This is a genomic window from Streptomyces sp. NPDC021115 (genome assembly GCF_044333065.1).
GTDB lineage: Bacteria > Actinomycetota > Actinomycetes > Streptomycetales > Streptomycetaceae > Streptomyces.
The window spans coordinates 22000-38967 of record NZ_JBIRQF010000027.1 but is presented as its reverse complement, the minus strand read 5'-3'; the positions used below and the strand labels follow the sequence as shown (position 1 = coordinate 38967).

Genomic DNA, 16968 nt, shown 5'->3' with positions numbered 1-16968 from the left:
ACACGGTCGGCGCGGCCGCTTCATGCGGCTTCCTGCTCGGTGAGCTGGGAGAGCACGATCTCCCGGTAGGTCCGGTTGCCGGCCATCAGCTCGGTGTGGGTACCGCTGCCGACCACCCGCCCCTCGTCCAGGACCACGATCCGGTCCGCGCCGCGGATGGTGGACACCCGCTGGGCGACGACCACGACGGTCGCGTTGCCCGTCTCGTCCCCCAGCGCCGCCCGCAGCCGGGCGTCGGTGGTGTAGTCGAGCGCCGAGAAGGAGTCGTCGAAGAGGTAGACGGACGGCCTCAGGACCAGGGCGCGGGCGATCGCCAGCCGCTGCCGCTGCCCGCCGGAGACATTGGAGCCGCCCTGAGCGATGGCCGCCTCCAGACCGCCCTCCATGGCCTCCACGAAGTCCCGGGCCTGTGCGGTCTCCAGGGCCTGCCACAGCTCCTCGTCGCTGGCGTCCGGTTTGCCGTACCGCAGGTTGGAGGCGACGGTGCCGGAGAAGAGGTACGGCCTCTGCGGTACGAGGCCGATGGACCTGGTCATCACCGCGGGGTCGAGGTCGCGCACGTCCACCCCGTCGAGGTGGACGCTGCCGTCGGTCGCGTCGAACAGCCGGGGCACCAGACCGAGCAGGGTGGACTTGCCGCTGCCGGTGGAGCCGATGACGGCGGTCATCTGGCCGGGGCGGGCGGTGAGCGAGATGTCCCGCAGCACCGGCTCCTCGGCGCCCGGGTAGCGGAACTCCACGCCCCGCAGCTCCAGCAGCCCGCGGCTGCCGTCGGCCCCCGCCCGGGGCGCGACCGGCTTCAGCGGCGGGACGACGCTGGTCCCGGTGTCCAGCACCTCCTGGACGCGCTCGGCGCACACCTCGGCGCGCGGCACCATCATGAACATGAAGGTGGCCATCATCACCGACTGCAGGATCTGCATGAGGTAGCTGATGAACGCGGTCAGCGCGCCGATCTGCATCCCGCCGCTGTCGATGCGGTGACCGCCCGCCCACACCACGGCGACGCTGGAGACGTTCACCACCAGCATCACGGTGGGGAACATCAGCGACATCAGCCGCCCGGCCCGCAGCGACACGTCCATCAGCGCGGTGTTGGCGCCGGTGAACCGGTCCCGCTCATGGCCGTCGCGGACGAACGCCCGGATCACCCGGATGCCGGTGATCTGCTCGCGCAGCACCCGGTTGACGGTGTCGATGCGCTCCTGGACGTGCCGGAACAGCGGGCGCATCCGGCGCACGATGAGGCTGACGGCGATGCCCAGCACCGGCACGATCAGCAGCAGCAGCCCGGAGAGCGGCACGTCCTGATTGAGCGCCATGGCGATGCCGCCGACGCACATGATGGGCGCCGACACCATCAGCGTGAACGACATCAGGCACAGCATCTGCACCTGCTGCACGTCGTTGGTGGTGCGGGTGATCAGCGAGGGAGCCCCGAAGTGGCCCAGTTCGCGGGCGGAGAAGGACTGCACCCGGTCGAAGACGTCGGCCCGGATGTCCCGGCCGAGCGCCATGGCAGTGCGGGCGCCGAAGTAGACGGCGCCGATGGCGCACACGATCTGCACCAGGGTCACGGCGATCATCAGACCGCCGAGGGTGAGGATGTAGCCGGTGTCCCCCTTGACGACGCCGTCATCGATGATGTCGGCGTTGAGGGTGGGCAGATAGAGGGTCGCCAGTGTCTGTACGAGCTGCAGTAGCACGATCACGTTGATCGTTCGGGTGTAGGGCCGCAGATACGCCCGTATGAGTCGGAACAGCACACCGAAACCTTAAGCGAGCAGGATCCGGAACGGCCCGGGATTTCCCCAGGGCGTACGGCGTCCCCGGGGCCCTTCCGCACCCGTCATCATGGAGGGCGGCAGAAGACGGGAGAGGGACACGCGATGGCGCTGAAGAACACGCCCGCCGGAACCATCCGGTACTGGGCCGCGGCCCGGGCGGCGGCCGGCACGCCCGAGGAGCCGTACGCGGCGGCGACGCTCGCCGACGCGCTCGACGCGGCCCGCGAGCGGCACGCCCTGCGCCCGGAGTTCGCCCGGGTCCTGCTGCGCTGCTCGTTCCTGGTCGACGGCGCGCCCGTCGGCACCCGTGATCACAAGACGGTCCAACTGGCCGAGGGCGGCACGGTCGAGGTGCTTCCGCCGTTCGCAGGAGGGTGACCTACGACGTCATGAGCAACCAGCCGCATCAGCCACACGACCCACAGCAGCCGTACGGGGCATACCCGCCGCCGTACGAGGGACAGCAGCAGCAACAACCGCCCGCCGATCCCTACGGCGCGTACGGCGCGTACGGCTCGTACGACCAGGGCCAGGGCCAGCCCGGGTACGGCTACCCGCAGCAGCAGCACTACGGACACCAGCCCCAGCAGCCGCAGCAACAGCAGTACCAGCAGCAGCCGTACGCCGATCCGTACGCCGCCGCGCAGCAGGGGTACCAGGGCCAGCAACAGCAGCAGTACGCGGCGGGCTGGGACCAGCAGCAGCACTACGCACAGCAGCAGCACCCCCAGTACCAGCAGCCCGCCCAGGCACAGCGCCCGGCGCACCCCGGACCCCAGGCGCAGCCCGCCCCGCAGGCACAGCATCCCGCGCCCGCCACACAGCAGCCTGCCGCACAGCAGCCCGCCCCGCCCGAGCCCGACCGGCCGATGACCGCCGCCGAGAAGGCCCGCGCCGAGGGCCGCCCGCAGATCGTCGACCCCGGGCTCCAGCCCGCCGCCCTCACGGCCGTGCTCGCCGGCCTGCTCGCGGCCACCGCGCCGCTCGGCGCGCCCGCGGTCGCCGTGGTCGTGGCGCTGCTCCAGGCGGTCACGGCGGCCGGATGGTTCCGGCTGAACGGCATGTGGCCCGCCCGGCAGGGCATCGCGCTCGCCTTCCTGGGCGGTCTGGCGGCCGACGCCGGGCTGCTCGCCACCAGCCGTGCCCACGCCCCGACGGTGCTCATCGGCACGCTCGGCGTCTGGCTGCTGCTGGTGATCGTCCTCCAGCTGCGCAGCCACGCCTCGGCGGACGAGCGGCTGTACGGGCTGACCGCCGCGGTCGCCTCGACCGCCGTCACGGTGATCGCGGCCGGGCATCTGGCCGCGGCCGCCGAGTCCTCGGACGCCGTGGTGGTGGGCGCGGCCGCGGTCGCCGTGGGCGTGCTGGCCCGCGCGCTGCCGCTGCCGACGCCCGCCGCCGTCGTGCTCGGGCTGCTCGCGGCGGCCGGAGCGGGCGTCGGGGCCGGGCAGCTCACCGGCACCGGAACCGGCGCCGCCGCCGTGCTGGGGCTCGCCTCCGGGGCGTGTGCGCTGGTGGGGCTGCGGGTAGCGGCGTACGACTACCCGTCCCGTTTCGTCCACATGACGGCCGGGGTCGCGCTGCCGCTCGCGGCCGCCGCCCCCGCCGTCTACGTCCTCGGCCGCGCCCTGGTCTGATGCGCAATGCCCCCGGGTGTCCGCTCCGGCTAGGCTCGCTGCATCAGGCGAGGGCCTGAGCGAGAGCCTGGGGGATCTACGTACATGCGCGCACTACGCATCACACTGATCGTCGCCGTCATACTCGGCGGCCTCTTCGTCGGCGCCGACCGGCTGGCGGTGTCCATGGCCGAGTCCAAGGCCGCCGACAAGATCAAGAGTTCGGAGGGGCTGACCAACGCCCCCAGCGTCTCCATCAAGGGATTCCCGTTCCTGACCCAGGTCGTGGGCAAGGAGCTGGACGAGGTCGACGTCGGGCTGGACGGGCTGACGACGGACGCGGGCGGCGGGACCACCGTCCGCGTCTCCGAGCTGAACGCCCAGCTGCGCGACGTCCGCATCGGGGGGAACTTCTCGACGGCGACCGCGAACCGGGCAAGCGGTTCGGCCCACATCTCCTACGCGGACCTCTCACGGGCCGCGGGCCCCGGGGTCACGGTGGGCTACGACCCGGCGGGGAACAACCAGGTCAAGATCACCGGGAATCTGCTGGGCTTCAGCCTCAGCGCCCGCTCCAAGGTGACCATCGTGAACGGCGACACGATCCGGCTGCACGCCGAGCGCATCCCGGGCGGCTCCATCCCGCAGTGGGAGGACAAGGTGCGCGAGCGCACCGACATGGAGCGGAAGATCGACGGCATGCCGAAGGGCATGCGGCTGGAGACGGTGAAGACCGGCCCGGACGGCATAGACGTCTCCGTCACGGGTAATAACGTCGCACTGACGGGCTGATCCCGACCAGTCGTCCAGCCACTGAGACGATCACGTCCGCGATGACAGACACCGACGGCCGCCGGAGACCCCGGCGGCCGCTGTGCGTGGCCTTCCGCACCCCCTGTTGTCCACATCGCGGACACAGTCGTCTCATTATGCGACACACCGGTGACATGCCCGCCCGTCCGTCCTTACGATCGGACACATGAAGCGACAGGCGGACCTCACGAAGCGGCGGGCAGTCGACCTGTGCCGCGTCGCCGCCATGCTCTGTCGCGCCGTCTGAAAACCGAGGGCGCGCACGGCCACCGCAGCTTCGGCCCCGCCCCTCCGGCCCGTCTGCCGGGCCTCCCCGCACTCCGCTCGTACGCTCGCGACCAGGCTCCGCGCAGCGCCGCGCGTCGAGCGCCCGTACCGCCGCAACTGCCCCGGAGGAGAGATACATGAGCCGCAGTGACGTCCTGGTGGACGCCGACTGGGTACAGGCCCGCATCGATGACCCCAAGACGGTCATCGTCGAGGTCGACGAGGACACGTCCGCCTACGACAAGAACCACATCAAGAACGCCGTCCGGATCGACTGGAAGCAGGACCTCCAGGACCCGGTGCGCCGTGACTTCGTGGACCAGGCGGGCTTCGAGAAGCTGCTGTCCGAGAAGGGCATCGCCAACGACGACACCGTCGTCCTCTACGGCGGCAACAACAACTGGTTCGCGGCGTACGCCTACTGGTACTTCAAGCTCTACGGCCACCAGGACGTGAAGCTGCTCGACGGCGGCCGCAAGAAGTGGGAGCTGGACTCGCGCGACCTGGTCGCCGAGGTCCCGACCCGCGCGAAGACCGCGTACCAGGCCAAGCCGCAGGACACCTCGATCCGCGCCTTCCGCGACGACGTCGTGGCGGCCATCGGCAACCTGAACCTCGTCGACGTCCGCTCGCCCGACGAGTTCTCCGGCAAGCTGCTCGCCCCGGCGCACCTCCCGCAGGAGCAGTCGCAGCGCGCGGGCCACGTCCCGAGCGCCGCCAACATCCCGTGGTCGAAGTCGGCCAACGACGACGGCACCTTCAAGTCCGACGACCAGCTCAAGGAGCTGTACGAGGGCGAGGGCGTCGACCTGTCGAAGGACACCATCGCCTACTGCCGCATCGGTGAGCGCTCCGCGCACACCTGGTTCGTGCTGCACGAGCTGCTCGGCCAGACCAACGTCAAGAACTACGACGGTTCCTGGACCGAGTACGGCTCGCTGGTGGGCGTGCCGATCGAGCTCGGCTCCGGCAGCTGACCCCTCTCCTCCCCCGAAGAACGTAAGGACAGACACATGTGTGGAGCGCAGACAGGCGGCCCCGACGCCTCGACCATCAAGCCCGGTGAGACCACGATCCAGGGCCAGGTGACCCGCGACGGCGAGCCCGTCACCGGCTACGTGCGCCTCCTGGACAGCACGGGCGAGTTCACCGCCGAGGTTCCCACCTCCGCGACCGGACAGTTCCGCTTCTACGCCGCCGAGGGCACCTGGACGCTCCGCGCCCTGGTCCCGGGCGGCACCGCCGACCGCACGGTCGTCGCGCAGAAGGGCGGTCTGGCGGAGGTCGCCATCACCGTCTGACGCCACCACGCGTCGTACCGCAGAAGGGCCGCATCCCGGGGTTGGACGCCTCGGCGGGATGCGGCCCTTCCGCCTGTCGGCGCGGGGCCCCCGGACGTATCCTGGCCATATGTACGCGCGACGCCGCCACGCATACTTCTTCCTGATGGGCGCGTGTCTGACGCTCTTCATCTCGGCCTGGGCCTTTGTGCGTCTGTGGTCCGTCCCCGCCGCCGTAGCGATGTGCATCGTCGCGATGGTCATCCCGCCGTTCGCGGCCATCGTCGCCAACCGCCGGGGTCCACAGGACCGCTGGTGGGACGAGTCGGGCGACCCGGAGTCCGACCGGTGGTGGCGGGAGCTGGACGAACACCACCACCGGCACTGAGATCCGCGCCGAGAATCAGTAGACGAGCGCCTGCACGCCGTCCGGCATGATCTCGCTCACGAAGACCTGTGCCCCCGCGATCCGCGCGCCCTCGATCAGATCCGCCTCGTCGATCTCCCGCCGGGCCGCGCACTGGCTGCACACCGTGATCGTCCCGCCCGCCAGAATGCCGCTGATCAGCTCCGGCAGCGGCGCCGCGTGCGGCAGCGAGAAGTCCGCGGCCCGGCCCGGCAGCGCGAACCACGTCGACTCGCCGGTCAGCCACAGCGAGACCTCGACCCCGCTCGCCACGGCCACCGCCGCCACCGTGAACGCCTGCGAGCACCTCTCGGGCGCGTCCGCGCCCGCCGTCACCTTGATCACCAGCTTGTTCGCCATGCCGTACAGCCTAGGCATTCCGCCGCGCCGTACGGCCCGGAGCCGCCCACCCGACCGGCGGCCGGAACCGGCGACTAGAATCGGAGCCGGTCCGTCATCCCCTGCGAGGAGCAGCTCGTGCTTGAGGCAGTCTTCACCACCCTGTTGATCCTGGTCATCGTGGCCAGCCTCGGTTTCGTCGGGCTGACCTGGAAGAAGCTGTACCAGGGCCAGCGCTGAGCGCTCCCGCCCCTGACAACGCCCCCGCCCGCCTAGCGACGGATCGTCTGAACCCATGATCGAGATTCCCTCCGACCTCCACCCGGACCTGGTGCCGCTGGCCTTCCTCCTCGGCAACTGGGAAGGCGCCGGCGTATCGGACTTCCCCGGTGCCGAGAAGTGCAACTTCGGGCAGGAAGCGACCTTCACCCACGACGGCCGCGACTTCATCGAGTACATCTCGCACACCTGGGTCCTGGACTCCGAGGGCAAGAAGGTCCGCCCGCTGGAATCCGAGTCCGGATACTGGCGGATCGACAAGGACCGCAAGGTCGAGGTCGTGATGATCCGCGACTCGGGCGTCGTCGAGGTCTGGTACGGCGAGCTGGCGGACGGCAAGCCGCAGATCGACCTCGCGACCGACGCCGTGGCGCGCACCTCCGCCTCCGGCCCGTACTCGGGCGGCAAGCGGCTGTACGGCTACGTCAAGAGCGACCTGATGTGGGTCGGCGAGAAGGCCACCCCCGAGGTCGAGCTGCGCCCGTACATGTCCGCGCACCTGAAGAAGGTCGTCGACCCGCGCGAGTGGGCCAAGGACCTCAAGGACCTGCCGGACGACGGGATCGCCTTCTTCCGCTGAGCGGCCGCCAGGCCCTCCGGGGCCCCGGCCGCTCCGGCCGAGCGCGACCGCGGCCCGGCGCCGTGCCGCCTACACTGGCACCGTGGCGACCACCGACTGGAAGACCGATCTGCGGGAGCGCGGCTACCGGCTGACCCCGCAGCGCCAGCTCGTGCTCGAAGCCGTCGACAGCCTGGAGCACGCCACTCCGGACGACATCCTCACCGAGGTGCGCCGTACCGCGAGCGGTGTGAACATCTCCACCGTCTACCGCACGCTGGAGCTGCTGGAGGAGCTGGGCCTGGTCAGCCATGCCCACCTCGGGCACGGCGCCCCCACGTACCACCTGGCCGACCGGCACCACCATCTCCATCTGGTGTGCCGGGACTGCACGGAGGTCATCGAGGCCGATGTCTCGGTCGCGGAGTCCTTCACCCGGCAGCTGCGGTCGTCGTTCGGGTTCGACACCGACATGAAGCATTTCGCCATCTTCGGCCGCTGCGCCTCCTGTTCCGCCGCGCACCGCGCGAAGGACACGGACCAGAGCCGAACGGCCACGTCGTAGGGTGAAGCTCATGAAGAGCCCTTTGCTGTCGCTGCCCGGCGCCGTCCCCGGCGAGGGCCCCGACGAAGGTGTCGCCGCCCACTACGGCGACCTGTTCCGCGAGCAGCGCGCGCTCGCCGACGGCACCGGCTTCGTGGACCTCTCGCACCGCGGAGTGGTCACGGTCACCGGTGCCGACCGGCTGAGCTGGCTGCATCTGCTGCTCACCCAGCACGTCAGCGACCTTCCCGCGGGTGAGGCCACCGAGGCCCTGATCCTCTCCGCGCACGGCCACATCGAGCACGCGCTCTACCTCGTCGACGACGGCGAGACCACCTGGGCCCATGTGGAGCCCGGCAGCCAGGACGAGCTGATCGCGTACCTGGAGAGCATGAAGTTCTTCTACCGGGTCGAGATCGCGGACCGCACCGAGGAGTACGCGGTCGTCCACCTCCCGGCGGGCAGCATCGCCGAAACCCCCGAGGGCACCGTCGCCCGCGAGACCGCGCACGGCCGCGATCTGTTCCTGCCCCGCGCCGACCTGGAGTCCTTCGCGGCGGCGAGCGGCCCGCCGGCCGGCGTCCTGGCGTACGAGGCGCTGCGCGTCGAGGCCCACCGGCCGCGGCTCGGCCTGGAGACCGACCACCGGACGATCCCGCACGAGCTGGGCTGGATCGGCACCGCCGTCCATCTCCAGAAGGGCTGCTACCGCGGCCAGGAGACCGTCGCCCGGGTGCACAACCTGGGCAAGCCGCCGCGCCGTCTGGTCTTTCTGCACCTGGACGGCAGCGAGGTGAAGCTGCCGGGCCACGGCGCGCCCATACGGCTCGCCGCGGACGGCGAGGAGGGCCGCCAGCTGGGCTTCGTCACCTCCTCGGCCCGCCACCACGAGCTGGGGCCGATCGCGCTCGCGCTGGTGAAGCGCAACGTACCGGTGGACGCGGCGCTGATCGCGGACTCCACGGCGGCCTCGCAGGAGACCGTCGTCGAGCCGTAGGCGCCCCCTACACCTCGACGATCACCGTGAACGGGCCGTCGTTCGTGAGCGAGACCTTCATGTCCGCTCCGAACCGGCCCGTCTCCACCGGGGCGCCCAGCTCCCGCAGCCGCGCCACCACCTCGTCCACCAGCGGTTCGGCGACCTCGCCTGGCGCCGCCGCCTGCCAGGTGGGCCGACGGCCCTTGCGGGCGTCCCCGTACAGCGTGAACTGGCTGATGACCAGCAGCGGAGCGCCCAGGTCCGAGCAGGACTTCTCGCCCGGCAGGATGCGCACGGACCACAGCTTGCGGGCCAGTTGGGCCGCCTTCTGAGGTGTGTCGTCGTGCGTCACGCCGACCAGGACGCACAGCCCGTGCCCGACGATCTCCCCGGTCGTCTCGCCGTCCACGACGACGCTCGCCCCGTCCACTCTCTGTACCACAGCACGCATACGCACCATCATGCCCTGCGCCCATCGGGGCCGATCGGGTGGACGGCCGCTGCACAGGGGCCATTCGGAGTGGCACGATGCGTGCAGGCGGTGCAGGTGGGCAGGAACTGCGGGAATGACGCATCGCAGGAGGGGACGGACAAGGATGATCACACCGGGCACCGAGCGGCCCATGGCCACCGAGAGCCGTCTGCCGGCGCGGCCGCCGAGCCAGCGCGGCGGGCGGCTGGCCGACGCCGAGACCGTGCCGTCGGCGGGGGCGGGGGCGGCTCCGGCCACGATGGGCGGTCTGCGACTGGCGGAGCTGCGCGCGCTGCGGCGCTCCGCACAGCGCGAGGAGGCGGACCTGAGCTACGTACGCAGACTGCTGCACGGCCGGATCGACATCCTCCGCGCCGAGCTGGCCCGCCGCCGCGCACCGGGGGCGCCGCAGGTGGCGGCGGACGGGCAACCGGCGGAGGCCGTGGAGCTGGTCGAGCTGCTGCCCGAGATCCTGGCGGACGTACCGTCCCGGCACCGCACCTCGGCCCGCCATGTGACCCTCGGCACCCCGCACAGCGCGGAGTGCGAGCGGCTGGCCGAGGAGATGCTGGCCGAGGTCGGCCTGTCGGACCTCCCGGCGCGCACGGACGAGGAGCTGCACGGCGCGATGGGCCGCCTGGAGGGGTACGAGCAGCAGGTGTCCCGGCGGCGGCAGGGGCTCCAGCGCACCGCCGACCAGTGCAGCGCCGAGATCGCGCGCCGGTACCGCGAGGGCGAGGCCCAGGTCGACGACCTGCTCTCGTAGCCCCCCGAACCATCCACAGGCTGGGGACAAATATTCGCGTGCGGCCGACGCCGGGAGCCGCCTAGCGTGACAGCATGGCCGCCCACATCCGCACCTCCCTCGACACGTCCGACGTCCCCGACTGGATCCGCGCGTCACACATCGGCTTTCTGCGGTCGCCGGACGTCTCCAAGGAGGAGGTGGAGGTGCGGCGGACCGGCATCGACCTGGACCGCGCCCAGGGGGCGTTCGACGGAGGCCGCTGCGTCGCCACCTTCCGCAGCTTCGCGCAGCGGCTGACGGCGGTCGGCGGGGCCGGCGTACCGGCCGACGCGATCACCAATGTGACCGTCTCCCCCACCCACCGCCGCCGGGGCCTGCTCAGCCGGATGATGGAGCACGACCTGCGGGCGGCCAAGGAGCGGGGCGACGCGGTGGCCTCACTGCTCGCCGCCGAGTACCCGATCTACGGGCGGTACGGCTTCGGCCCGGCCACCTGGGTCACCCAGTGGACGGTGGACGTCGCCCGCGCCGGTCTCGATCCCCGCTACGCCGGGCCCGGGTGCGGCGGCCGGGTCGACTACGCCGACGCCGACGAGGTACGGGCGCTGGGCCCCGCCCTGCACGAGCGGCTGCGCGCCCGGGTGCACGGCGCCGTCGACCGCACCGAGCGCTGGTGGCAGCTCAACACCGGCCAGCTCCGGTACCCGGGCGACGACTGGTCCGCCGAACCCTTCTACGTCCTCTACCGCTCCCCCGACGGCTCGGTCGACGGCCTGCTCGTCTTCACCGTCGACGACCGCTGGGAGGGCAACAAACGGCCGCACAACACCGCCACGGTCCTCGACCTGTTCGGCGTCACCCCGGCCGCCGAACGCGCCCTGTGGCACTTCCTGTGCTCCGTCGACTGGGTCCTGTACGTCGCCACCGGCCGACGCGCCCCCGACGATCTGCTCCCGCTGCTGCTCGGTGACCCGCGGGCGGCCCGGCCCACCACCCACGCCGACTACCTGTGGCTGCGCCCGCTGGACGTGCCCGCGCTGCTGGAGGCCCGTACGTACCCGACGTCCGGCTCGCTCGTCCTCGACCTGCGCGACCGGGCCGGGCTGGCGGGCGGCCGCTACCTGCTGGACGCGAGCCCGGACGGCGCCACCTGCGCCCCCACCGCCCGCCCGGCCGATCTGGCCATGGACATCGGCGAGTTGGGCACCGTCTGGCTGGGCGACGAGTCGCTGGTCCGCCTCACCGCCCTGGGCCGGGCCGACGAGCAGCGCCCCGGCGCCGCGGCCCTGGCCGACACCCTGCTGCGCACCCCGCGCCGCCCGTGGTGCCCGGACATGTTCTGAGGCCGTCAGCAGTTCGACTTGAGCAGCCGCCGGGCGCCGGCGCCCTCCTCGCCGAGCTTGTCGTACGGGTTGGCCAGCGCGCACTTGTCGATCGACAGACAGCCGCAGCCGATGCAGTCGGTCAGACGGTCGCGGAGGTTCTCCAGCTGCTCGATGCGCTCGGTGAGGTCCGTGCGCCAGCACTCCGAGATCCGCGCCCAGTCCTCCTTGGTCAGGACGTGGTCCTCGGGGAAGAGCGCCAGCACCTCCCGGATCCTCGCCAGCGGGATGCCGACCCGCTGCGAGGAGCGCACGAAGGCCACCCTGCGGAGCGTGTCGCGGGTGTAGCGGCGCTGGTTACCGGAGGTGCGGCGGCTGTGGATGAGCCCCTCGCGCTCGTAGAACCGCAGCGCGGAGGCGGGAACTCCGCTGCGCTGGGACAGCTCGCCGACCGTCAGCTCATGGGTCTTCCAGGTGAGGTGCGTCATGCTGCCGAGGGTAGCTTGACCTCAACCTTTGTTTAAGTCCGAGTCTCTTCTCATGACTACCGCGACCGCGCTTCCCACCCGCACCCCCATCCGTCTCGCCGTCATCGTCGCCAGCACCCGCGAGGGCCGCTTCGGCCCCAAGGTCGCGGACTGGTTCACCGGCCGCGCCGCGCTGCGCGACGACATGAGCGTGGACGTCGTCGACCTCGCCGACACCCCGCTCCCGCACGCCCTCACCCATCGCCCTGGCCCCGAGGACGTCAAGGCCCTGGAGGCCGTGACGCCCCGCCTGGACGCGGCGGACGCGTTCGCCGTCGTCACCCCCGAGTACAACCACAGCTACCCCGCCCCGCTGAAGAACGCGATCGACTGGCACTTCAGCCAATGGCAGGCGAAGCCGGTCGGCTTCGTCTCCTACGGCGGCATCTCGGGCGGCCTGCGCGCGGTCGAGCATCTGCGGCCCGTCTTCGCCGAGGTCCACGCGGTCACCGTGCGCGACACGGTCAGCTTCCACGCCGCCTGGGACGCCTTCGGCCCGGACGGCCGGCCGACCGACCCCCACGGCCCGAACACCGCCGCCACGGCCATGCTCGACCAGCTCGTCTGGTGGGCCGAGGCCCTCCGCACGGCCCGTAAGGCCCACCCGTACGGAAGCTGAGCGCCGGGAGGACCGGGTGGCCAGATCCTCACACATCCTGGCCATCCGGCCACTCGCCGCCGGGCGACGGCGTTGCGACGCTGACCGGCATGAACGTGCTGTGGATATTCGCCCACCCCGAACCGCGCTCGCTGAGCGGCTCCCTCCGGGACGAGGGGCTGCGCGCCCTGCGGGAGCTGGGTCATGAGTGCCGGATGTCGGACCTCTACGCCATGGGCTGGAACCCGGTCGTGGACGGCGCCGACTTCCGGCACGACGGCCCGGAGCGGCTGATCGTCGGCGCCGCGTCGCACGACGCGTACGACGCCGGGAGGCTGAGCGAGGACATCCGGGCCGAACAGGAGAAGATCGACTGGGCAGACGCGCTGATCATCCAGTTCCCGCTGTGGTGGTACGGGATGCCCGCCATCCTCAAGGGCTGGTTCGACCGCGTCTTCGTCAAGGGCTTCGCCTTCGGCGTCACCGGGCCCGACGGCCGCACCCTGCGCTACGGGGACGGCAGGCTGGCCGGAAAGCGGGCCATGGTCCTGCTCACCGCGGGGACACCCGAGGCGGCAGCCGGTCCGCGCGGCGTCAACGGCGACATCGGGCAGCTGCTGTTCCCGCTCCAGCACGGGACGCTCTGGTACAGCGGCATGTCCGTCCTGCCGCCGCACGTCGTCTACGGCGCGGACCGGCTCTCCGCCGAGGAGTACCGGGGCTACGCCGCCGCGCTGCGGGAGCGGCTGGCCGCGCTGCCGACCGCCGACCCGATCCCCTTCCGCCGCCAGAACGGCGGGGACTACGACGAGAACCTGGTGCTGCGCCCCGACGTCATGCCGGGGCACTCCGGTCTCGCGGTGCACTCCGCAGCTCCAGCCGCCAGTCGTTGCACCGCATGAGGGAGCCGGGCGGATACTCGACGTCGCACTCGCCGAGCAGTGTGAACCCGGCCTTGCGGCACACCCCGTTCGACGCGGTATGGCCGATGGACGGATAGGCGTGCAGATGGCGGTGGACGCCCTCCGCGGCCGCGGCGCGCACGACCTCCCGGGCGGCCGCGGCCGCGATGCCCCGGCCCTGGAACTCCGGCAGCACGCCCCAGCCCGTCTCGTACACACCCTCCCCGCGCCACTCCCGCTCCCAGAAACCGATCGCGCCCACCACCTCGGCCTCCCGCGCCAGCACGATCCGGTACATCCGGCCCCCGCCCCGCCCGGGCAGCTCCGCGTAGCGCCGGTGCCGCACCCGCAGCTGCTCCTCGGTCTCCGGCCCGCCCAGGTGCGCCATCATCTCCGGGCTGTTGTTGCGCCGCAGCAGCTCCAGGTGGGACGGGGTGTCCGCCCACGGCTCCAGCCGTACCCCCACCAGACCGCTCCCCTGGGACATCCGCCGTCTCCCGCCGTCGCGTCCTCCCCCGACCGACATCCGAGCATGGGTGGCACACGCCACTATTGCAAGCATCTTGCTTGCAATAGTTAGCACTCCTGGTGCAGCATCGAAGACATGGCATCACTGAACGTCGGCAACCTCGGCGACTTCCTGCGGGAGCAGCGGCGCAGCGCCCAGCTCTCGCTGCGGCAGCTGGCCGACGCCGCCGGGGTGTCCAACCCGTACCTCAGCCAGATCGAGCGCGGACTGCGCAAGCCGAGCGCCGAGATCCTCCAGCAGCTCGCGAAGGCGCTGCGGATATCCGCCGAGACCCTGTACGTACAGGCGGGGATCCTCGATGAGCGCGATCGGGAAGAGACCGAGGTGCGCAGCGTGATACTCGCCGATCCCACGATCAACGAGCGGCAGAAGCAGGTGCTGCTCCAGATCTACGAGTCCTTCCGCAAGGAGAACGGACACGGGACCGCCCCGGAGGACACCCCCACCGCCGACGCCGACGTCGCCACACCCTCGAACTGATCCGGGAGGACCAGAAACCATGGCCATCACCGACGACGTACGCAAGACCCTCACCGACCCGACCCCGCTCTACTTCGTGGCGGGCACGGCCGACCTCGCAGCCCAGAAGCTCAAGGAGGTGCCGACGCTGGTCGAGAAGATCGTCGCGGAGGCCCCCGACCGCTTCAACCAGGTGCGCAACACCGACCCGAAGGCCGTCCAGGACCGGGTCACCCAGCAGGCGAAGGACGCCCAGGGCAAGCTCAACGAGGTGCTGGGCTCCCTGGACACCGACCTCAAGCGGCTCCGGGACACGGCGCAGGACCTCGCCCTCCAGGGCGTCGGCCGCGCGGCCGAGCTGGCCGTCAAGGCGCGCGAGCGGTACGACGAGGTCGCCGAGCACGGCCAGGAGGTCGTGAAGACCTGGCGCGGCGAGGCCGCCGACGAGGTCGTCGACATCGCCTCCGCGATCGAGCCCCACGAGGAGAAGAGCGCCCCCAAGGCGCCGTCGCAGCCGGTCGCGGTGGACTCCGCCAAGCCGTCCTCCGCCCCGGCCAAGGAGGCGCCGAAGGCGTCGGCCAAGCCGTCCACCCCGGCCGCCAAGAAGGCCCCGGCCCGCAAGCCGGCCGCCACCACCAAGAAGACGGACACCAAGCCGTCCCACTGAGGCCTCTCTCACGGGGTTTTGTCGGAGGCGCACAATGGGGCCGGGTACGCAGCGGGCGTGCCCGGCCCTGTCAGCGGGTACGGTGGCCCGTAATGCTTATCCCTCTTTTCCTCTAGACGTCTCTTCTGGGCGGTGGACAGCGTGCTGGTGCAAGGATTCGGACAATTGCTGTACTGGGTCTCCTGGGGCCTGCTCCTGTTCAGCCTGTTCGCCTTCGTCGACTCCGCGATCCGCCGCGAGGACGCCTACCGGGCCGCGGACAAGCAGAACAAGTGGTTCTGGATGATCATCCTGGGGCTCGCGGCCGCGGTGAACTTCTTCATGGGCATCATGAGCTTCCTGCCGATCATCGGGCTGATCGCGACGATCGTGTACATGGTCGACGTACGCCCGGCGCTGCGGCAGATCTCCGGCGGTGGCCGCGGCTGGCCGCGGGGGCGCGGCTCCAGCTCCGACGGTCCGTACGGGCCCTTCAACGGCGGCCGGTAAGCCGCGGCCGGAAGCTAGCCGCGGTCCAGCAGGAGCACCGCCAGGTCGTCGGTCAGCTCGCCGCCGTTCAGCGCCCGCACCTCGGTGACCGTGGCATCCAGCAGCTCCTCGCCGCGCAGCCCGGTCGCCATCTGGCGGGCGACGATCTCGACCATCCCCTCCTGGCCGAGCCGCTGCACCCCGGTTCCGACGCGGCCCTCGATCAGCCCGTCGGTGTACATCATCAGGCTCCAGGCACCGCCCAGCTCGACCTGGCGGCGCGGCCAGCGGGCGTTCGGCAGCAGGCCGAGCGCGGGGCCGTTCTCGTCCGTGGGCAGCAGCCGGGGCGCCATACCGGGCCGTACGGCCAGCGGTGAGGGGTGTCCGGCGAGGCAGACCCCGGCCCGGCGGCCGTCCGGGGCGATGTCGACGGTGCACAGGGTCGCGAAGATCTCGTCGTCCGGGCGCTCGTTCTCCAGCACCTGCTGGAGGGTGCCGAGCAGCTGGTCGCCGCAGAGCCCGGCGAAGGTCAGGGCGCGCCAGGCGATCCGCAGCTCCACGCCGAGGGCGGCCTCGTCGGGGCCGTGGCCGCAGACGTCGCCGATCATCGCGTGCACGGTGCCGTCCGGGGTGCGGACGGTGTCGTAGAAGTCGCCGCCGAGCAGGGCGCGGCTGCGGCCGGGCCGGTAGCGGGCGGCGAAGCGCAGTCCGGAGCCCTCGAGCAGCGGGGTGGGCAGCAGTCCGCGCTCCAGCCGGGCGTTCTCCTGGGCGCGCAGCCGGGACTCGGTGAGCTGGCGCTGGGCGAGGTCGGAGCGTTTTCGCTCGACCGCGTACCGGATGGCGCGGCTGAGGATGCGGCCGTCGAGTTCGCCGCGGAAGAGGAAGTCCTGCGCCCCGACCCGTACCGCCTCGGCGGCGCGCTCGGCGTCGTCCTCGGCGGTGAGGACCAGGACGGCCTGGGTGGGCGCGAGCTTCAGTACGGAGCGCAGCGTGTCGAGCGCGTCCTCCGCCTCGTGCTCGGGGCCTGGCAGGGCAAGGTCGAGCAGGATGCACTGCACACCGTCGGTGAGCAGCCGGGCGGCCTCGGTGAGGTTACGGGCCGTACGGATGCGGACCCGGTTGCCCTCGGTGTCCAGCATCTCGGGGACCGTGAAGGCGCCGGCCGGATCGTCCTCGATCACCAGCAGCGTGAGCCCGCTGTCGGGCAGGGCGGCCGGCCGGGCCTCGGTGGCCACGGCCTCCCGCTGCCTCGGCACGGGTACGGACATCGCTCGATTCCTTCCCTCCCCCCGAGGGCGCGGCGCCCGCCGCCGACCGGCGGACCGCACGAACCGGCTCACACACCGACTGGTCGGTTTCAGGGCATGCAAGCCGGATACTGCCAGGCGACTTTAGCGCCCGGTCCGG

At 71.6% G+C, this 16968-nt stretch carries 23 protein-coding genes; 17 read left to right on the top strand and 6 right to left on the bottom strand.

Going from position 1 to position 16968, the window contains the following annotated elements:
• Nucleotides 1–20: 20 nt before the first annotated feature.
• Nucleotides 21–1766, bottom strand: a complete 1746-nt coding sequence (locus ACH4TL_RS42350) for an ABC transporter ATP-binding protein (RefSeq protein WP_398329661.1) — start codon at nucleotides 1764–1766, stop codon at nucleotides 21–23.
• A 123-nt stretch (nucleotides 1767–1889) separates the two neighbouring features.
• Here ACH4TL_RS42350 and ACH4TL_RS42345 point away from each other — a divergent pair, with 123 nt between their 5' ends.
• The 7 genes from ACH4TL_RS42345 (at nucleotide 1890) to ACH4TL_RS42315 (ending at nucleotide 6151) form a co-directional block, all read left to right on the top strand.
• Nucleotides 1890–2165, top strand: a complete 276-nt coding sequence (locus tag ACH4TL_RS42345) for a MoaD/ThiS family protein (protein WP_398329664.1) — start codon at nucleotides 1890–1892, stop codon at nucleotides 2163–2165.
• A gap of 11 nt (nucleotides 2166–2176) precedes the next feature.
• Nucleotides 2177–3424, top strand: a complete 1248-nt coding sequence (locus tag ACH4TL_RS42340; RefSeq protein ID WP_398329667.1) for a hypothetical protein — start codon at nucleotides 2177–2179, stop codon at nucleotides 3422–3424.
• Between the two features lie 84 nt (nucleotides 3425–3508).
• The gene (locus tag ACH4TL_RS42335; RefSeq protein WP_398329670.1) at nucleotides 3509–4195 is read left to right on the top strand and encodes a DUF2993 domain-containing protein; all 687 of its coding nucleotides are present in this window, start codon (nucleotides 3509–3511) and stop codon (nucleotides 4193–4195) included.
• Between the two features lie 187 nt (nucleotides 4196–4382).
• Complete coding sequence (locus tag ACH4TL_RS42330) at nucleotides 4383–4463, top strand: putative leader peptide (RefSeq protein ID WP_350962106.1); 81 nt, start codon at nucleotides 4383–4385, stop codon at nucleotides 4461–4463.
• Between the two features lie 157 nt (nucleotides 4464–4620).
• Nucleotides 4621–5460, top strand: coding sequence for a sulfurtransferase (locus ACH4TL_RS42325; RefSeq protein WP_398329673.1), 840 nt, complete (start codon nucleotides 4621–4623; stop codon nucleotides 5458–5460).
• Between the two features lie 36 nt (nucleotides 5461–5496).
• On the top strand, nucleotides 5497–5784 hold the full coding sequence (locus ACH4TL_RS42320) for a DUF1416 domain-containing protein (RefSeq protein WP_361490272.1): 288 nt from the start codon (nucleotides 5497–5499) through the stop codon (nucleotides 5782–5784).
• Between the two features lie 109 nt (nucleotides 5785–5893).
• A complete protein-coding gene (locus ACH4TL_RS42315) occupies nucleotides 5894–6151 on the top strand; it encodes a DUF3099 domain-containing protein (RefSeq protein ID WP_398329676.1) in 258 nt (85 codons plus the stop codon).
• Nucleotides 6152–6166: 15 nt separating this feature from the next.
• On the opposite strand, the gene ACH4TL_RS42310 is transcribed toward ACH4TL_RS42315, so the two are convergent.
• On the bottom strand, nucleotides 6167–6529 hold the full coding sequence (locus ACH4TL_RS42310; protein WP_009716112.1) for a DsrE family protein: 363 nt from the start codon (nucleotides 6527–6529) through the stop codon (nucleotides 6167–6169).
• A 274-nt stretch (nucleotides 6530–6803) separates the two neighbouring features.
• Here ACH4TL_RS42310 and ACH4TL_RS42305 point away from each other — a divergent pair, with 274 nt between their 5' ends.
• The 3 genes from ACH4TL_RS42305 (at nucleotide 6804) to ACH4TL_RS42295 (ending at nucleotide 8887) form a co-directional block, all read left to right on the top strand.
• Entirely contained in the window at nucleotides 6804–7367 is a 564-nt protein-coding gene (locus ACH4TL_RS42305; RefSeq protein ID WP_398329679.1) for an FABP family protein, read from the top strand.
• An 82-nt stretch (nucleotides 7368–7449) separates the two neighbouring features.
• Nucleotides 7450–7911: a Fur family transcriptional regulator gene (locus tag ACH4TL_RS42300; protein WP_398329682.1), complete on the top strand. Its 462-nt coding sequence runs from the start codon at nucleotides 7450–7452 to the stop codon at nucleotides 7909–7911.
• 10 nt (nucleotides 7912–7921) lie between these two features.
• Nucleotides 7922–8887 (top strand): YgfZ/GcvT domain-containing protein, encoded by a 966-nt coding sequence (locus tag ACH4TL_RS42295; RefSeq protein ID WP_398329685.1) that lies wholly within the window; start codon nucleotides 7922–7924, stop codon nucleotides 8885–8887.
• 7 nt (nucleotides 8888–8894) lie between these two features.
• Here the strand turns inward: ACH4TL_RS42295 and dtd are convergent, their stop codons facing one another.
• Entirely contained in the window at nucleotides 8895–9320 is a 426-nt protein-coding gene (gene dtd, locus ACH4TL_RS42290) for a D-aminoacyl-tRNA deacylase (RefSeq protein ID WP_398329688.1), read from the bottom strand.
• A 145-nt stretch (nucleotides 9321–9465) separates the two neighbouring features.
• On the opposite strand from dtd, the gene ACH4TL_RS42285 reads away from it, so the two are divergent.
• Both ACH4TL_RS42285 and ACH4TL_RS42280 read left to right on the top strand, forming a co-directional pair.
• Nucleotides 9466–10107 (top strand): ABC transporter substrate-binding protein, encoded by a 642-nt coding sequence (locus tag ACH4TL_RS42285; RefSeq protein WP_398329692.1) that lies wholly within the window; start codon nucleotides 9466–9468, stop codon nucleotides 10105–10107.
• 74 nt (nucleotides 10108–10181) lie between these two features.
• Nucleotides 10182–11432 (top strand): GNAT family N-acetyltransferase, encoded by a 1251-nt coding sequence (locus ACH4TL_RS42280; RefSeq protein ID WP_398329695.1) that lies wholly within the window; start codon nucleotides 10182–10184, stop codon nucleotides 11430–11432.
• Between the two features lie 5 nt (nucleotides 11433–11437).
• Here the strand turns inward: ACH4TL_RS42280 and soxR are convergent, their stop codons facing one another.
• Nucleotides 11438–11899, bottom strand: a complete 462-nt coding sequence (gene soxR / locus ACH4TL_RS42275) for a redox-sensitive transcriptional activator SoxR (protein ID WP_398329698.1) — start codon at nucleotides 11897–11899, stop codon at nucleotides 11438–11440.
• Between the two features lie 52 nt (nucleotides 11900–11951).
• Between soxR and ACH4TL_RS42270 the strand changes: the two genes are divergently transcribed.
• The gene (locus ACH4TL_RS42270; RefSeq protein ID WP_398329701.1) at nucleotides 11952–12557 is read left to right on the top strand and encodes an NADPH-dependent FMN reductase; all 606 of its coding nucleotides are present in this window, start codon (nucleotides 11952–11954) and stop codon (nucleotides 12555–12557) included.
• Between the two features lie 89 nt (nucleotides 12558–12646).
• On the top strand, nucleotides 12647–13438 hold the full coding sequence (locus ACH4TL_RS42265; protein WP_398329704.1) for an NAD(P)H-dependent oxidoreductase: 792 nt from the start codon (nucleotides 12647–12649) through the stop codon (nucleotides 13436–13438).
• On the opposite strand, the gene ACH4TL_RS42260 is transcribed toward ACH4TL_RS42265, so the two are convergent.
• Nucleotides 13371–13925 carry a GNAT family N-acetyltransferase gene (locus ACH4TL_RS42260; protein WP_398329708.1) on the bottom strand — a complete coding sequence of 185 codons (555 nt, stop codon included), beginning with the start codon at nucleotides 13923–13925 and terminating at the stop codon, nucleotides 13371–13373. The genes ACH4TL_RS42265 and ACH4TL_RS42260 overlap by 68 nt on opposite strands.
• A gap of 117 nt (nucleotides 13926–14042) precedes the next feature.
• On the opposite strand from ACH4TL_RS42260, the gene ACH4TL_RS42255 reads away from it, so the two are divergent.
• From ACH4TL_RS42255 to ACH4TL_RS42245, 3 genes are all read left to right on the top strand, one after another.
• Complete coding sequence (locus ACH4TL_RS42255) at nucleotides 14043–14447, top strand: helix-turn-helix domain-containing protein (RefSeq protein ID WP_398329711.1); 405 nt, start codon at nucleotides 14043–14045, stop codon at nucleotides 14445–14447.
• A gap of 19 nt (nucleotides 14448–14466) precedes the next feature.
• On the top strand, nucleotides 14467–15093 hold the full coding sequence (locus ACH4TL_RS42250; RefSeq protein WP_398329714.1) for a hypothetical protein: 627 nt from the start codon (nucleotides 14467–14469) through the stop codon (nucleotides 15091–15093).
• A gap of 141 nt (nucleotides 15094–15234) precedes the next feature.
• Complete coding sequence (locus ACH4TL_RS42245; RefSeq protein WP_398329717.1) at nucleotides 15235–15582, top strand: DUF2516 family protein; 348 nt, start codon at nucleotides 15235–15237, stop codon at nucleotides 15580–15582.
• A 14-nt stretch (nucleotides 15583–15596) separates the two neighbouring features.
• Here ACH4TL_RS42245 and ACH4TL_RS42240 read toward each other — a convergent pair whose 3' ends face one another.
• Nucleotides 15597–16829, bottom strand: a complete 1233-nt coding sequence (locus ACH4TL_RS42240; RefSeq protein WP_398329720.1) for a PP2C family protein-serine/threonine phosphatase — start codon at nucleotides 16827–16829, stop codon at nucleotides 15597–15599.
• Nucleotides 16830–16968 lie beyond the last annotated feature (139 nt).

What these genes read in the sequence shown, in the direction of transcription:
- ACH4TL_RS42345 (WP_398329664.1), top strand. Translation starts at nt 1,890, where the DNA reads ATGGCGCTGAAGAACACGCCCGCCGGAACCATCCGGTACTGGGCCGCG.
- ACH4TL_RS42340 (WP_398329667.1), top strand. Translation starts at nt 2,177, where the DNA reads ATGAGCAACCAGCCGCATCAGCCACACGACCCACAGCAGCCGTACGGG.
- ACH4TL_RS42335 (WP_398329670.1), top strand. Translation starts at nt 3,509, where the DNA reads ATGCGCGCACTACGCATCACACTGATCGTCGCCGTCATACTCGGCGGC.
- ACH4TL_RS42330 (WP_350962106.1), top strand. Translation starts at nt 4,383, where the DNA reads ATGAAGCGACAGGCGGACCTCACGAAGCGGCGGGCAGTCGACCTGTGC.
- ACH4TL_RS42325 (WP_398329673.1), top strand. Translation starts at nt 4,621, where the DNA reads ATGAGCCGCAGTGACGTCCTGGTGGACGCCGACTGGGTACAGGCCCGC.
- ACH4TL_RS42320 (WP_361490272.1), top strand. Translation starts at nt 5,497, where the DNA reads ATGTGTGGAGCGCAGACAGGCGGCCCCGACGCCTCGACCATCAAGCCC.
- ACH4TL_RS42315 (WP_398329676.1), top strand. Translation starts at nt 5,894, where the DNA reads ATGTACGCGCGACGCCGCCACGCATACTTCTTCCTGATGGGCGCGTGT.
- ACH4TL_RS42310 (WP_009716112.1), bottom strand. Translation starts at nt 6,529, where the DNA reads ATGGCGAACAAGCTGGTGATCAAGGTGACGGCGGGCGCGGACGCGCCC.
- ACH4TL_RS42305 (WP_398329679.1), top strand. Translation starts at nt 6,804, where the DNA reads ATGATCGAGATTCCCTCCGACCTCCACCCGGACCTGGTGCCGCTGGCC.
- ACH4TL_RS42295 (WP_398329685.1), top strand. Translation starts at nt 7,922, where the DNA reads ATGAAGAGCCCTTTGCTGTCGCTGCCCGGCGCCGTCCCCGGCGAGGGC.
- dtd (WP_398329688.1), bottom strand. Translation starts at nt 9,320, where the DNA reads ATGCGTGCTGTGGTACAGAGAGTGGACGGGGCGAGCGTCGTCGTGGAC.
- ACH4TL_RS42285 (WP_398329692.1), top strand. Translation starts at nt 9,466, where the DNA reads ATGATCACACCGGGCACCGAGCGGCCCATGGCCACCGAGAGCCGTCTG.
- ACH4TL_RS42280 (WP_398329695.1), top strand. Translation starts at nt 10,182, where the DNA reads ATGGCCGCCCACATCCGCACCTCCCTCGACACGTCCGACGTCCCCGAC.
- soxR (WP_398329698.1), bottom strand. Translation starts at nt 11,899, where the DNA reads ATGACGCACCTCACCTGGAAGACCCATGAGCTGACGGTCGGCGAGCTG.
- ACH4TL_RS42270 (WP_398329701.1), top strand. Translation starts at nt 11,952, where the DNA reads ATGACTACCGCGACCGCGCTTCCCACCCGCACCCCCATCCGTCTCGCC.
- ACH4TL_RS42265 (WP_398329704.1), top strand. Translation starts at nt 12,647, where the DNA reads ATGAACGTGCTGTGGATATTCGCCCACCCCGAACCGCGCTCGCTGAGC.
- ACH4TL_RS42260 (WP_398329708.1), bottom strand. Translation starts at nt 13,925, where the DNA reads ATGTCCCAGGGGAGCGGTCTGGTGGGGGTACGGCTGGAGCCGTGGGCG.
- ACH4TL_RS42255 (WP_398329711.1), top strand. Translation starts at nt 14,043, where the DNA reads ATGGCATCACTGAACGTCGGCAACCTCGGCGACTTCCTGCGGGAGCAG.
- ACH4TL_RS42250 (WP_398329714.1), top strand. Translation starts at nt 14,467, where the DNA reads ATGGCCATCACCGACGACGTACGCAAGACCCTCACCGACCCGACCCCG.
- ACH4TL_RS42240 (WP_398329720.1), bottom strand. Translation starts at nt 16,829, where the DNA reads ATGTCCGTACCCGTGCCGAGGCAGCGGGAGGCCGTGGCCACCGAGGCC.